Below are 13,196 nucleotides of genomic sequence, written 5' to 3'. Positions count from 1 at the left end.
TCCAGTCCGACGCTGGCAGTGTTGTGATCCGCGGAGTGACCGCTGGTCACGGCCAGCGCCGTAAGGGGTATGGGATGAGGAGGATGACGGCCATGACCATGATCACGGCGATGCCGAAGGGCACCAGGGCGTGGCGGACGCCGCGGAGGCGGGCACGGTTACCGAAGCGCCAGGTCGGGATCGTGGGTAACGCGTAGCACAGGAAGGCGGGCGCGGTGGCGAGCATCATCCAAGATGGGACGGCAGTTGCGTCCGCGTAGCCGAGCAGGCTGGTGATTCCGACGGCCAAAAGGTAGGCCGCCACAAAGCAGGGCGCGACCAGCAGCAAGGAAAGCCAGGCCGCGCGCAGGTCGGCGTCGGGCGCACGCCGGCCGGACGAGCGCCTGCTCAGCCGACCAGGTGGCCTCATGTCTCCATCTTCCGCGTTTGATTGAACCTCCACCAGCAAGGGTTGCCTCACCCAGATACCGGCAGGTGGTCTTTGGTGTTGAGCTGTGTGCTCACCCGGCCGGGCCTGTCCTGGGGGTTGGCTGAGCCTGACGTGCCGTTACCCGCGTCGACGTCGCCATTCGGGTGCGATGGCGGCTTCGAGGACGTCATCGCTGGTCAGGACGCCGAGGAGGTGGTCGTCGTGGTCGAGGACGGGGAGGATGAGCAGGTTGAAGTCGGCCATGGCCATGGTGATCTCGTTGACGTCGGCGTCGGGGTGGACGTGTACCGGGGCTGGCTCGGCGAGCTCGGCCAGGGTTGCGGCGGGGTTGGCTTGGACGAGGCTGACCAGGCTGATGGCGCCGGTCAGTGCATTGTGCTGGTCGTGGCAGAACACGACCACGATGGCTTCGGGTTGCATCTCGGTTGCGTCCCTCACGGCGGCGAGGGTTTGGGCTGCGGTGGTGGTGGCGGGCAGCAGGAGGTGGTCAAGGCTCATCAGTCCGCCAGCGGTGGCTTCTTGGTAGCCGAGCAGGGCGGTGATCTTCTTCTTCTGCGCCTCGGGCAGTTGATGCAGGACGTTGAGGCGCCGTTCCTGTGGGAGGTCTTGCAACGCGTCGGCCGCGTCGTCGGCGCGCATGCGGCCCAGGATGGCGGCGATCTCGGGGTCGGTGCGTGCTTCGAGCAGGTTCGAGGCTTGGTCCTGGTCGAGTTCTTCGAAGACGTCGGCTTCCAGCTCGGGTTGGGCGTGCACGCGGGTGAGGAGCTCGCGCTGCTCCCGGGCGGAGGCTTCCTCGATGATGTCGGCGAGTTGGGCGGCCTTGAGGTGTCGCAGACGGCCCAGGGGTGTGCGTGCGGGCAGGGAGTGGTCGTGGCCGATGAGGGGCTCGATCCGGGACCAGTTGCGCCAGGTGTGTCCGCCTCGGCGGGTCAGCCAGCCGCGTGGGTGGATGTCGACCGCGGTCACGATCCAGCCGCTGCCGGTGGGGGTGAGCTTCACGTCGTGTGCGGTTGCCAGGCCGGCCTGTTCGACATCGATCAGGCGGTGGCCCAGGACGTCGTCGCGGAGCAGGACCTCGCCGGTGCGTGGTTCGAAGGGTGTCAGGTCGGGTGGTGTGGCGGACACGACGAGGTGCTGGTCGTCCCAGGCAAGGATGTGAGTGGCGGGAATGAACAGTTCGCGGCCGCTGATGCTGGCGACCAGCCCGCTGACTTGCGGGTTGTGGTTTTCGCCCAGCTGCACGACGACGTCGGCCACCCGGCCCAGGCTGTGCCCGGCACGGTCAACCGCCGAGTGGCGCAGCATGGCGGAGAGCAGCAGATCGGGGGCGTTGGGGGTTGCGGGGCGGGGTTGGGTTGTTTCGCTCATCGTTGTGTTCCTTTCGGGACGAGTGTGGGGGGTTCAGGCGCCCAGCGCGAGCTGGACGACCTTGATGACGACGAGGGCAGTGGCCACGACCAGGTATCCACGCAGGACGGTCAGTCCGGTCTTCGTGCCGGGGCTCATGACGGGTTTGGTCAGCATCGCCACCGGCGGCATGCGCCAGGTGGCGCGGTCCATCACGGGCTGCGGGGCGGCGGGTGGGGTCTTGCCCTTGTGGCGGTGGCCGGCCCACGCCAGGTAGGCGGCAGCGACGGCGGTGAGGACCGTGCCGGCGATGAAGATCGCGATGATCTGGGCTGAGGTAATGCCCGGGAACAGCACGCTGGCCGTCAGGATCGTGGACAGCATCACCAGCACGGCGATGGTCACGGCACTGAGGATGTTCTTGGCCCGTCCGTTGACCCACGGGCCGAGCACCGCCTTGTCGTTGCACAGCAACAGCAGGAAGACGGTCGCCGACGGCAACAGCACACCGGCAAGAGTCTGCACGCCCTCTGTCAACAGCCCCAGCGGGCTGCCCGGGATCACCACGATCACCGCTGACAGCAGCAGCAGCCCTGCGAAGACCGCGTAGAACCCCTTGGCCTCCGACGGGCGGCGGTGCAGCGAGTGGTGCAGGCCGAGCACGTCTCCCAAGGCGTAGGACGTTGACAGGCCCACAGCGGCCGCACCAATGATGGAGGCGTCGATCAGCGCGATCGCGAACAGGATTCCGGCCCACTGCCCTGCGGCGGCGGCCAGCCCATGGGCGATGCCGAGGGTGTCGGTGAAGTTGCCCTGCCCGGGGGTTCCCGCGAACGCGGCCGCAGAGAACGCCATCATCGCGCCGGCGCCGAGGACGACGATCACGATCCCGATCCAGAGGTCGACCCGCGCGTAGCGGATGAACCGGGGCGTGATCCGCTTGTCGATCAGGTAGGACTGCTGGAAGAACAACTGCCACGGCGCGACGGTCGTGCCGACGATCGCGATGATCAGAAGCATGACCGTGGACAGCTCCGAGCCGCCCGGCATTCCCGGGACCACAAAGTCATGCATCATCTGCCCGGCCGGCGGGTGCAGCGCCACGAAGATCGGGATCAGGGTCAGCGAACCCACAACCAGAACCATGCTGACCCGCTCAAACCGTCGGAACGAGCCGGTCGATACCGACGCGATCACGATCAGGGCCGCCGCGAACACCCCGGGGATCTTGGGCAGACCCAGATAAGTCAAACCCAAGCTGATGCCGATGAACTCGGTCACGATCGTCAAGGCGTTCAGCACGAACAGGTCGATCACCGAGAACGCGCCCCAGAACTTGCCGTACCGCTCCAGGATCAACCGCGCGTGCCCCACCCCGGTCACGGCCCCCAGACGCAGCACCATCTCCTGGTTGACATAGATCACCGGGACCAGCAGCAGCAGCGTCCACAACATCCGGGTGCCGTAGTTCTGCCCGGCCTGAGTGTAGGTGCCGAACGCGCCGGCGTCGTTGTCCCCGACCATCACGATCAGGCCGGGCCCGATCACCGCCAGCAAGGTCTTCAACCGCATCGAGGTGCGGTGGCGTGGCGCCACGTCACCCTCCCGGATCGTTCCGAAGGCACCCTCAATGTCGCCGGTGTGGGCACTGTCCAGCACAGCGCTGGTACCAATCGTGTTCTCGACCATCACATGCTCCAACCGCACAGGAGCGCCACGCCCGCAGGCGGCGCACAACAAACCAGGGAGAGGGCGCATGAACACACGCCACACGGGCGGTCATCCCGAACGTCAGGGAACCGCGTGCATCACGACGCGAAGGAGCCGGGGAGGGTGCCTAAACCCCGAATTGCTGGCCGACGAGTGGTGAGGAGAGATCACGATGCCGACGACTATGTCCGGGATCCATGCTCCCCCACCTCCTTCGACCACTTCGGTGTGCCCGGCAGGGCATGCTGTTCAACACGAAAAGTACAACACCCCAACATCTAGACTGTCAAGTGATTGCGCAACTATCATCAGTCATGGATGAACGCAGGAGTCCGACCATGAACCCGCCCAGCCACCAAGCCCCCGCCCGGGACGTCCTGGACGACGCAGCCGAGGTCTTCGCACTCCTGAGCGCGCCCGGCCGGCTACACCTGTTGTGGATCCTTTCCACCGAAGAGGTCGACGTCACCACCCTCGTCACGGCTGTCGGCGGCACCAAGGCCGGCATCAGCCAACACCTCGCCAAACTCCGCCTCGCCGGCTGGATCGACTCCCGCCGCGACGGTCGACGACTCCTATACCGAGTCACGGACCCCCACATCGTCACCCTCGTCCACCAAGCCGTCGAACACATTCTCGACCTGCGCGGCGCCTGACCTGCGGCGGCCGGTAGGCCCGCGGCTCCAGCGCGGCCTTCACGAACTCGGCCCGTTGGCTGGCAACGGCGCTCCGACGCGGCTCGATGCTGCCAGAACCACCCATCTCCACGCCTTCACCAGCAATCACCCAGCGCTTCGGAGCAGTCAGGGATGGGGGGTCAGGATTCCGTCAAGAATCGTCCTTCATGGCGGAGTGCCGGTTGCGCGCGTGTAGCTTGAAGCCGCCCTGAGCGGGGCGTACCGGAGGAGGTGAGCGGATGAGTCCTGATGGCAGTAGACGCGATCCGTTCACCCTTGGTGCCTCGGCCAGGTAGTCCTTGACCACCTGTCTCGCGGGCCCCTGCCTCACGAGAGGGTTCCCCCATGTCCGACCTGCGCTCATTCACCACCAACGCGGTCAGCCTCCGCACCCGAGGGGGTGCTGCTGCGGACATTGTCGTGTTCGCCGCAGTAGTGGTGTTCCTGTGGCTACTGGTGGCCTTGTCCCAGGGTGTACTTGCGCCTTTCGACCAGGCCACCGCACCGTCGACGGTATCCACAGATCCGTCCCTGCTGCCCTACTACGCGGCCCGTTCGCTGCTGCGGATGTTCGTGGCTCTGCTCGCGTCGGTGGTGTTCACGTTCGTGTATGCAACAGCTGCAGCGCGCAGCCGCCGGGCCGAGAAGATCCTGCTCCCGCTGCTGGACGTGTTGCAGTCAGTGCCGGTGTTGGGGTTCCTGTCGGTGACCTTGAGCGTTTGGTTGACGATGTTCCCGAGCACGGAACTGGGCGTCGAGCTGGCCTCGGTGTTTGCGATCTTCACCAGCCAAGCGTGGAATCTGACGTTCTCCTTCTACCAGTCCCTCACAACACAGCCCCGCGACTTGGACGAGGCTGCACGTCTGTTCCGGCTGACCCGTTGGCAGCGTTTCTGGAAGCTGGATGTGCCCCACGGCATGATCCCTCTGGTCTGGAACGGGATGATGAGTTTCGGCGGAGGCTGGTTCTTCCTGATCGCCTCGGAGGTCATCAGTGTCAACAACCACACGTTCGCACTGCCGGGGATCGGCTCATACGTGGCAGCTGCCTCCCAGCAGGAGCAGATCGACAAGCTCCTCCTCGCGATCGCGGTGATGGTCGTCATGGTCGTCGGGGTCAACTTCCTGTTCTGGCGTCCACTGACCGCGTGGGCGGAGCGGTTCCGCACCGGAGACACCGTCACGGTGAACCAACAACGCAGCCTGGTCCTCGACCTGATCCGCCGGTCGTCGCTGCCGCGAATTGTCGCCCGGATCTGGCGGCCGGTCGGCGCCGGCCTGGAACGGCTGTCCCGGCCCCTGGGGCCGACAGGCGCGCCGCTGCGGACTGACGAGCGTCGGCGTCGCACCGGCGACGTTGTGTTCCTTGTCCTGACGATCGGGATGCTGGCGTGGGGCATCGTGTCCATGCTCGGGTTCGTGGCTGAACGAGCAGGGCTCGACCAGTTCCTGGTGGCGGCCGGGCTCGGTCTTGTAACCTTTGCTCGCGTTGTCGTGCTGGTCGTTGTCGGCACCGTGGTCTGGGTGCCGATCGGGCTCTGGATCGGGCTGAATCCCAGCGTCACCCGCATTGCCCAGCCGATTGTCCAGGTGCTGGCAAGCTTCCCGGCGAACTTCCTGTTCCCCTTCTTCACGATGGCCCTTCTGTGGACCGGCATCAGCCTGGACCTCGGGGGGATTCTGCTGATGTCACTCGGCGCGCAGTGGTACATCCTGTTCAACGTCATTGCCGGCGCCGCCATGATCCCCAACGACTTGCGTGAGGCCGCTGCCAGCTTGCGTCTCACGCGCCGGCCGCGTTGGCGCAACCTGTACTTGCCCGCGATCTTCACCTCGTGGGTCACTGGAGGAATCACCGCCGCGGGCGGGGCATGGAACGCCTCGATCGTCGCCGAAGTGGTGAGCTACGGCAACCACACCCTGGTAGCGACCGGGCTGGGCGCCTACATCGCCCGAGCCACCGCCGAAGGCGACTTTGCCCGCACCCTCGTTGGCGTCACCGTGATGAGCCTGTTCGTCGTCGGGCTCAACCGGCTGCTGTGGCGTCGCCTCTACCGCCTCGCCGAGCATCGAATCTCCCTCTCCTAACAGCCATCCCGGAAAGGACGTGCACACCATGATCGACAGCCTCCGCACCAACGCGCCTCTGATCGAGGTCGAAGGACTCACGAAGTCCTTTCCCGCCGCCGACGGCACCATCTTCAACGTACTCGACGCCATTGACCTGACCATCAACGAAGGCGAGGTCGTCGCTCTCCTGGGACGCTCGGGATCAGGCAAGTCGACTCTGTTGCGCACCATCGCCGGCCTGATCGCACCCACCACTGGCGAAGTCCGTTACCGTGGCCGTCCACTCAACGGGGCAAACCCCGGCGCGGCTATGGTGTTCCAGTCCTTCGCACTCATGCCCTGGCTCACCGTCCAACAGAATGTCGAACTGGGCTTGCGGGCCGCAGGCCTCCCGAACGACGAATGCCGGGATCGCGCCCTGGCAGCCATCGACTCGATCGGCCTGGACGGCTTCGAGACCGCCTACCCTCGCGAACTGTCCGGAGGCATGAAGCAGCGCGTCGGGTTCGCGCGGGCCTTCGTCCTGTCCCCCGACCTCCTCCTCATGGACGAGCCATTCTCGGCACTCGACGTCCTCACCAGCGAGAACCTCCGCAACGAGCTCGCAACCGTCTGGGCACAACCGAGCTTCCCCACCAAGAGCATCTGCATCGTCACCCACAACATCGAAGAAGCCGTGCTGCTCGCCGACAGGGTCCTGGTGCTAGGCACCAACCCCGGACGCATCAAGACAGAGGTTCCCATCAGCCTCCCGCGCCCACGAGACCGCCACAGCCTCTCCTTCGAAGCCGTCGTCAACGAACTCTACGCATCCCTCACCGGACGCGGCGAAGCCGAACCTGCACCCACCGACGTCATCGCGACACCCACGACAAACCCACTCCCGGACGCCAGTGTCGGCGGCCTCGCTGGCCTCGTCGAGATCCTCCACGCCCACAACGGCTCCGCCGACCTGCCTGCCCTGGCCGCCGATCTGCTCTTCGAGATCGACGACCTCCTGCCTCTCATCGACGCCGGCACCATGCTCGGCTTCCTCAGCGTCACCGGCACCCAGGCCCACCTCACCCCGCTCGGCGTGGAGTGGACCACCGCCGACATCCAGCGGAGCAAGGAGATCTTCGCCAGCCAGGCGATGGCCCGAGCACCATTGGTCGGCACGATCGTCCGAGCCCTTGGTCGAAGCGTCGACGGGGCACTCAGCGACGACTTCTTCCGCGACCTCCTGCGTCGCAGCTACTCACGCAGCCGACTCGAGAAGCAGCTCGACCTCGCCATCGACTGGGGGCGCTACAGCGAACTGTTCGACTACGACTCCATCAGCGGAGAGCTCGCCATCACCTCAAGCGACCTGCCGGATCCCAAAGAGCGCAAAGGAAACGCTGCGACGCCGACCTGACAGTGACTCCATCCGCCACCAACCGCGAACGCGCGTCACCGGCCCCTGAACAGGGGGACTACACGCAGCTGCTTTGACGCCGGAACGCTTTCCCACGACGGCCAGACCTGTGGTCACAGACCGATTCGGCCCTCCTTCAAGCCACTGGCGCTGACCCTGGCGAGGACTGGATCAGTTGGGCAGGCGACAGATGAACACGTAAAGACGATCCAGCGGGTTCATCACAAGGGTCGGATACAGCCAGTCCGTGACGCCTATGCCATCGGTTCTTGAGGCTGATGGGACGGCGCTGGCCAGCAGACCAGTCCTCCACACGGCAGCCGGAAACCTCCCCACCTTGTCAAGGTGTGCTCCGAGAGACAAGCGCACCGGCGAGCAGACTGGGTCTGCTCACGATGAGGGCATTGGTGATCGCCACGGACCAACCTGACGCGGTCGACAACTGGCGCTGCTGGAGAATTAGTATGGCGGGGCGGAATTCCCCCCGGATCTCCGCCCCACCGATGGCAGCCTCTGCGTTCCCCCCGAAACGGTTGCCGCGATAAGGCAATGCTAGGGCTAGATAGCCTGGGACTGTTCGAACCTCGGTCTGTTTGCGTAGTTCTTACGTCACTCGTTTGGATGACAAGCATGATCGCCGGTCGGGGATCGCGGGTCGCGGCCCGCCGAGTGTCGAGCTGCCGGCAGCCGCCCTCGGGTTTGCGCTCAAATGTGCCCTGAATTCGGCGCCATTGCCCAACGGAAGCCTTTCGTCACAACGTTGTTCCTTGGCCGATTTGCACCGGGTGTATGGCAGATAAGTTGTCGTGTTCGGGTCGGGGGGAAGGCGTTGGCGAGCGGGGCGGTTGTGCAGGACGTCGGCGACGTAGGGGAAGGCGTCGAGGTGGGCTTGGCTGTCGAGCTAGAGGCGGGCTGAGGCTGAGGCTCAGGGTGCGTCGCGGAAGCGAGGTGCGGGCCACCTAGGACCTGGGCTGCCCCGTGGCCGCGGCGCGCACCGGGGCCCTCGACCACCAGGTGGCAGGGCAGTCGCGGCCGGGTGCCGTGAGGGGTGGCCGACCTCGAGCCCGGCTGGACGGTCAGGGCTCCGCGCCGCCGGCGCCTGCCTGGCATTGAGTGAGCAGCGATCCTGGCCGTTGGGCCGCCAGCGCGCCATCTGGAACTCTCGGCCGCAGGTGGGGCCCTTGCGATGTGCCGGGCTTTGTATGTACCTCCCCCCGGATGCTTTGTATGTACCTCCCCCCGGATGCTTTGTATGTACCTCCCCCCTTGGAGGACGTCCTTCTCGACATGTGCGCAGGCCGTCCGGAACGGCCGTAAAGGGGTGCCGTCAAGGGTGTCTCAAAAGTTTCGGGGGGACGTTGGGGGACGTTGCCCTGACTAGGACGTTCACCTCGCGGCGTTCCCGCTATATGGGTGGGGGGAGGTGGTTTGGGGACGTTTTGGGGGACGTCCTTGTGCTCTGCTGTTTGGCGACCTTCGGGACGGTCGACCATCACGAGCCAGGGAACGGAGCAGCACATGACTCGCAGCCCCACGCCGGCACCGGGGGCACCTCCCCGGTGGCGCATTCTCGTGAACTTCTCAGCCGCCCAAGTGTCCGAATCGGCCCGTCTCTCGGGCTTAAGGAGGGTGTGCGGTCGTGCTGTTTTCGTGGTTGTGTCCGAATGGACGTGTCCCCATCGGCTTAGTGGAAATGGGAGGAGGTGAACCGGGGTGGCGATCGCGTTGAAGAAGTTGTCGGCCGGGTCGGGCTATGAGTACCTGACCCGGACGGTCGCAGCCTTGGATGCGACCGGGCGTGGTCACACCACGCTGGCCGACTACTACACCGCCAAGGGCGAAACGCCCGGCACCTGGTGGGGTGCCGGGCTGGGCGGGGTCGGGCTGGCGGCCGGTGACCGGGTGGGTGAGGAGCAGATGAAGTTGCTGTTCGGTGCCGGCCTGAACCCGACCACCGGGGAGCAGCTGGGCCGACGCTACTCGGTGTTCGGCAACGAGCCGACCCCCTTCGAGGCCGAAGTGGCCCAACGCCTGCAGGCCTGGCAGGACGCCCACGAAGGCGGCCGTCCGGGGCGGGCCGTCTGCCGCCAGGTGCGGACCCAGTTGGGACGGGAATGGTTCACCGCCGAGCATGGTGTGGCGCCGGAGGGTCCGCGGGAGTTGCACGGGTTCATCGCGAGGTCGACCTCGCATCCGAGGGTGGCGGTGGCCGGGTTCGATGCCACCTTCTCCCCACCCAAATCGGTGTCGGCCTTGTGGGCGCTCGCTCCGCGCCCGTTGGCTGCAGCGATCCGGGCGGCCCATGAGGCGGCGGTGACCGACGCGCTCGCCGAAGCCGAGGCGCGGGTGTTGTTCACCCGGACCGGTCATAGGGGTGCCCGGAACGTGCCGGTGACCGGGATGATCGCGGCCCGGTTCGACCATCGCGATTCCCGCGCCGGCGACCCCGACCTCCACACCCATGTCTCGATCGCGAACAAGGTCCGCACCGGCGACGGCCACTGGATGACCATCGACGCCGCCGTCCTGTACGCCGCCAAAGTCACCCTGTCCGAGGTGTACCTGACCAGCCTCACCGCCCGCCTCCGCGACATCGGCCTGACTCTCCTGCCGGTCGGCAAGGAAGGGAAACGGCCCGTCTTCGAGATTGCCGGAGTCGACCCCCGACTGAACGCGCGCTGGTCGTCACGACGTCACCGGATCACTGCCGCCACCAGCACTCTGGTGGCCCAGTTCGAGGCCGACCACGAACGTCCCCCCACACCGATCGAGAAACTCGACCTCGCCCAACAGGCCACCCTCGACACCCGACCGGGCAAACACCAACCCCGCTCCGAAGCAGACCAGCGCGCCACCTGGGCCGCCGAAGCTGAGCAGGCCGTTGGCCAGGGCGGCCTCGACCGACTGCTTCATGCGGTCTGGAGCCAGCCGAAGGTTGCGCCGCCCGTCGTCGATGAGGCGTGGATCAGCCACACCGCCCAACAGCTGCTTACCGCGATGGAGGCCGACCGGTCGTCGTGGACGCCGTGGAACGTGCGCTCCGAAGCCCTCCGGCAGGTCCGGGCCGCCGCCATCCCCCTCAACCGCATCCCCGACGTGGTCGACCGCGTCGTGGGCCACGCCCTCACCACCGCCGAGTCGGTGCCGATCCGCACCCGCCGAACGATGCCGGTCGAACCCGACCTCCTCCGCCGCCCCGACACCACCTCGATGTATGACAAGCCGTCCGCGACCCGCTACACGTCGCGCCGGATCCTGTGGGCCGAACGCCGCCTCATCGACACCGCCGGACGCCTCGGCGGCCGGGTCGCCGACCACAACACGGTCACCCTCGCCCTGCTCCAGTCCATGGCCAACCGGGAACCCCTCAACCCCGGCCAGCAGGTGCTGGTCCGCGACATGGCCACCTCCGGGCGGCGCCTCCAACTCGCCATCGCGCCGGCCGGGACCGGGAAGACCACCGCCATGCGGGCACTGGCCACCGCTTGGACCAGTAGTGGCGGCACCATCATCGGCCTCGCACCGTCGGCGGCCGCAGCAGAACAACTCCGCACCCAGCTCGGCGAAGGCGTCGCCGCGGACAACCTGGCCAAACTCGTGTGGGCGATCAACCACCACGAACCGCTCGCCACCGGGATCGGGCCCGACACCCTGGTGATCATCGACGAGGCCGGCATGGCCGACACCCTCACCCTGGACCACATCGTCACCTGGTGCCTCGACCAAGGCGCCAGCATCCGACTCGTCGGCGACGACCAACAGTTGGGTGCGATCGGTGCCGGCGGCGTCCTCCGCGACATCGCCACCGAACACGGCGCCCTGCGCCTCGATCAGGTGATGCGCTTCGCCGACCCCGCCGAAGCCGACGCCTCCCTCGCCCTACGCACCGGCGACACCGGAGCCCTCGGCTACTACCTCGACCACGGACGCATCCACGTCGTCGACCCCGACACCGCCACCACCCACCTCCTCTCCGCCTGGCAGGCCGACCGCGCAGCAGGGCTCGATGCACTCATGCTGGCACCCACCCGCGAACAGGTCGCCCAGCTCAACCACGCCGCCCGAGCTGCCCGGCTCCACGGTCAGCGGACCAGCCGGGAGGTTGAGCTGTCCGACGGGAACAACGCCAGCATCGGCGACACCGTGATCACCCGGCGCAACAACCGGACCCTCACCACCGGCGAGACCGCCTGGGTCCGCAACGGCGACCGCTGGCACGTCACCAAAGTCCACCGCGACGGCTCCCTCGACGTGCAACACCTTCGCAACCGCAACCAGCTCACCTTGCCCGCCGGCTACGTCACCGAATCCGTCGAGTTGGGCTACGCCACCACCATCCACGGCGCCCAAGGCGTCACCGCCGACACCTGCCACGGACTCCTCACCGGCGAGGAGAGCCGCCAGCAGGCCTACACCATGCTCACCCGCGGCCGGCACACCAACCACGCCTGGATCCAGGCCACCGGCACCGAAACCCACCTCGCCCCTCTCGCCCAAGAACTCCTCGAGCCCGCCACCGCGACATCCATCCTCGAGACCGTGATCGCACGCGACGACGCCCCGGCATCGGCGACGACCCTCCTCGCCCAAGCAGACCAGCCCGCCCGGCTCCTCGGACCGGCAGCCACCTGCTACCTCGACGCCATCAGCTACGCCGCCCAACACCACCTGCCACCACACGTCAAAGACACCATCGACGCTGCCGGGAAAGCCCACGGCCTCACCGACGCCGACGCGTGGCCCACCCTGCGCAGCAACCTGATGCTGCTCGCAGCCAACGGCCACAACCCCACCGACATCCTCAACCGGGCCCTGGCGCTCGGCGGGATGGAGACCGCCCGCGACCGCGCCGCGGTCATCAGCTACCGCCTCGACCTCACCCAAGCCTCCGCAGGACGCACCCGCGGACCACTCCCCTGGCTCCCCGGCATCCCCACCCAGCTCCTCGACGACCCCTACTGGAAGACCTACCTGTCCGACCGCTACCAACTCACCCGCCAACTCTGGCAGGAAACCCACCACACCGCACAGACAGCCCAGACGCCGCCACGCTGGGCCGGACACCTCCCGCGGCTCGACCCGACACTGCTCGCCGACATCGAGGTCTGGCGAGCAGCCAACCAGATCTCCGACAACGACCTACGACCCACCGGGCCACCCGCCTACGCGCCCGCCGAGCACGACACCCAACGCCACCTCGACCACCGGCTCGAGACCGCACAAGCCGGCATCCGCGAATGGGCACCCCGCATCACCACCGCCTCCCCAGAAGTGGCCGGCGACCCACGCCTGGCCATCCTCGCCGCACGCCTCGCCACCCTCAGCAAGACCCGAGCAGACATCCCAGAACTCCTCACCCAAGCCGCAGCACAGGGCCACCTGCCCGACGACCACCCGGCCGATGCGCTCGGCTACCGCATCACCACACTCACCAAGAAGACGGCACGCGCCCACGAGCCGTGGGAAACCATCACCCCCGGCGACCTCGAACGACGCCGACACCACCAGCCACCCTCCATGCACCCACCCGGACACAGCCCCGGCATCAGCATCTGACCACTCCCCC

The 13,196-nt window shown here is 67.0% G+C and carries 7 protein-coding genes; 4 read left to right on the top strand and 3 right to left on the bottom strand.

What is annotated here, in order from left to right:
* Positions 1–46 precede the first annotated feature (46 nt).
* The 3 genes from ACFQQJ_RS13470 to ACFQQJ_RS13460 all read right to left on the bottom strand — a co-directional run bounded on the left by ACFQQJ_RS13470 (position 47) and on the right by ACFQQJ_RS13460 (position 3,466).
* Positions 47–409 carry a hypothetical protein gene (locus ACFQQJ_RS13470; protein WP_377107180.1) on the bottom strand — a complete coding sequence of 121 codons (363 nt, stop codon included), beginning with the start codon at positions 407–409 and terminating at the stop codon, positions 47–49.
* Positions 410–547: 138 nt separating this feature from the next.
* Complete coding sequence (locus tag ACFQQJ_RS13465) at positions 548–1,687, bottom strand: magnesium transporter MgtE N-terminal domain-containing protein (protein WP_377107179.1); 1,140 nt, start codon at positions 1,685–1,687, stop codon at positions 548–550.
* A 144-nt stretch (positions 1,688–1,831) separates the two neighbouring features.
* Entirely contained in the window at positions 1,832–3,466 is a 1,635-nt protein-coding gene (locus ACFQQJ_RS13460; protein ID WP_377107178.1) for an Nramp family divalent metal transporter, read from the bottom strand.
* 359 nt (positions 3,467–3,825) lie between these two features.
* Here ACFQQJ_RS13460 and ACFQQJ_RS13455 point away from each other — a divergent pair, with 359 nt between their 5' ends.
* The 4 genes from ACFQQJ_RS13455 to mobF all read left to right on the top strand — a co-directional run bounded on the left by ACFQQJ_RS13455 (position 3,826) and on the right by mobF (position 13,186).
* Complete coding sequence (locus ACFQQJ_RS13455) at positions 3,826–4,143, top strand: ArsR/SmtB family transcription factor (protein ID WP_377107176.1); 318 nt, start codon at positions 3,826–3,828, stop codon at positions 4,141–4,143.
* Positions 4,144–4,509: 366 nt separating this feature from the next.
* Positions 4,510–6,252, top strand: coding sequence for an ABC transporter permease (locus tag ACFQQJ_RS13450; protein ID WP_377107175.1), 1,743 nt, complete (start codon positions 4,510–4,512; stop codon positions 6,250–6,252).
* A 28-nt stretch (positions 6,253–6,280) separates the two neighbouring features.
* Positions 6,281–7,630 (top strand): nitrate/sulfonate/bicarbonate ABC transporter ATP-binding protein, encoded by a 1,350-nt coding sequence (locus ACFQQJ_RS13445; protein WP_377107174.1) that lies wholly within the window; start codon positions 6,281–6,283, stop codon positions 7,628–7,630.
* A 1,713-nt stretch (positions 7,631–9,343) separates the two neighbouring features.
* Complete coding sequence (gene mobF, locus ACFQQJ_RS13440) at positions 9,344–13,186, top strand: MobF family relaxase (protein ID WP_377107172.1); 3,843 nt, start codon at positions 9,344–9,346, stop codon at positions 13,184–13,186.
* Positions 13,187–13,196 lie beyond the last annotated feature (10 nt).

The organism is Propionicimonas sp. T2.31MG-18, assembly GCF_964266745.1.
In the GTDB taxonomy this organism is placed as follows: domain Bacteria; phylum Actinomycetota; class Actinomycetes; order Propionibacteriales; family Propionibacteriaceae; genus Propionicimonas.
Note: the sequence above shows the minus strand (reverse complement) of the source record. Positions and strands in the feature narration are given on the sequence as shown.

Coding starts and splice junctions, on each gene's coding strand:
- ACFQQJ_RS13450 (WP_377107175.1), top strand. CDS start 4,510: ATGTCCGACCTGCGCTCATTCACCACCAACGCGGTCAGCCTCCGCACC.
- ACFQQJ_RS13455 (WP_377107176.1), top strand. CDS start 3,826: ATGAACCCGCCCAGCCACCAAGCCCCCGCCCGGGACGTCCTGGACGAC.
- ACFQQJ_RS13445 (WP_377107174.1), top strand. CDS start 6,281: ATGATCGACAGCCTCCGCACCAACGCGCCTCTGATCGAGGTCGAAGGA.
- ACFQQJ_RS13460 (WP_377107178.1), bottom strand. CDS start 3,466: ATGGTCGAGAACACGATTGGTACCAGCGCTGTGCTGGACAGTGCCCAC.
- ACFQQJ_RS13470 (WP_377107180.1), bottom strand. CDS start 409: ATGAGGCCACCTGGTCGGCTGAGCAGGCGCTCGTCCGGCCGGCGTGCG.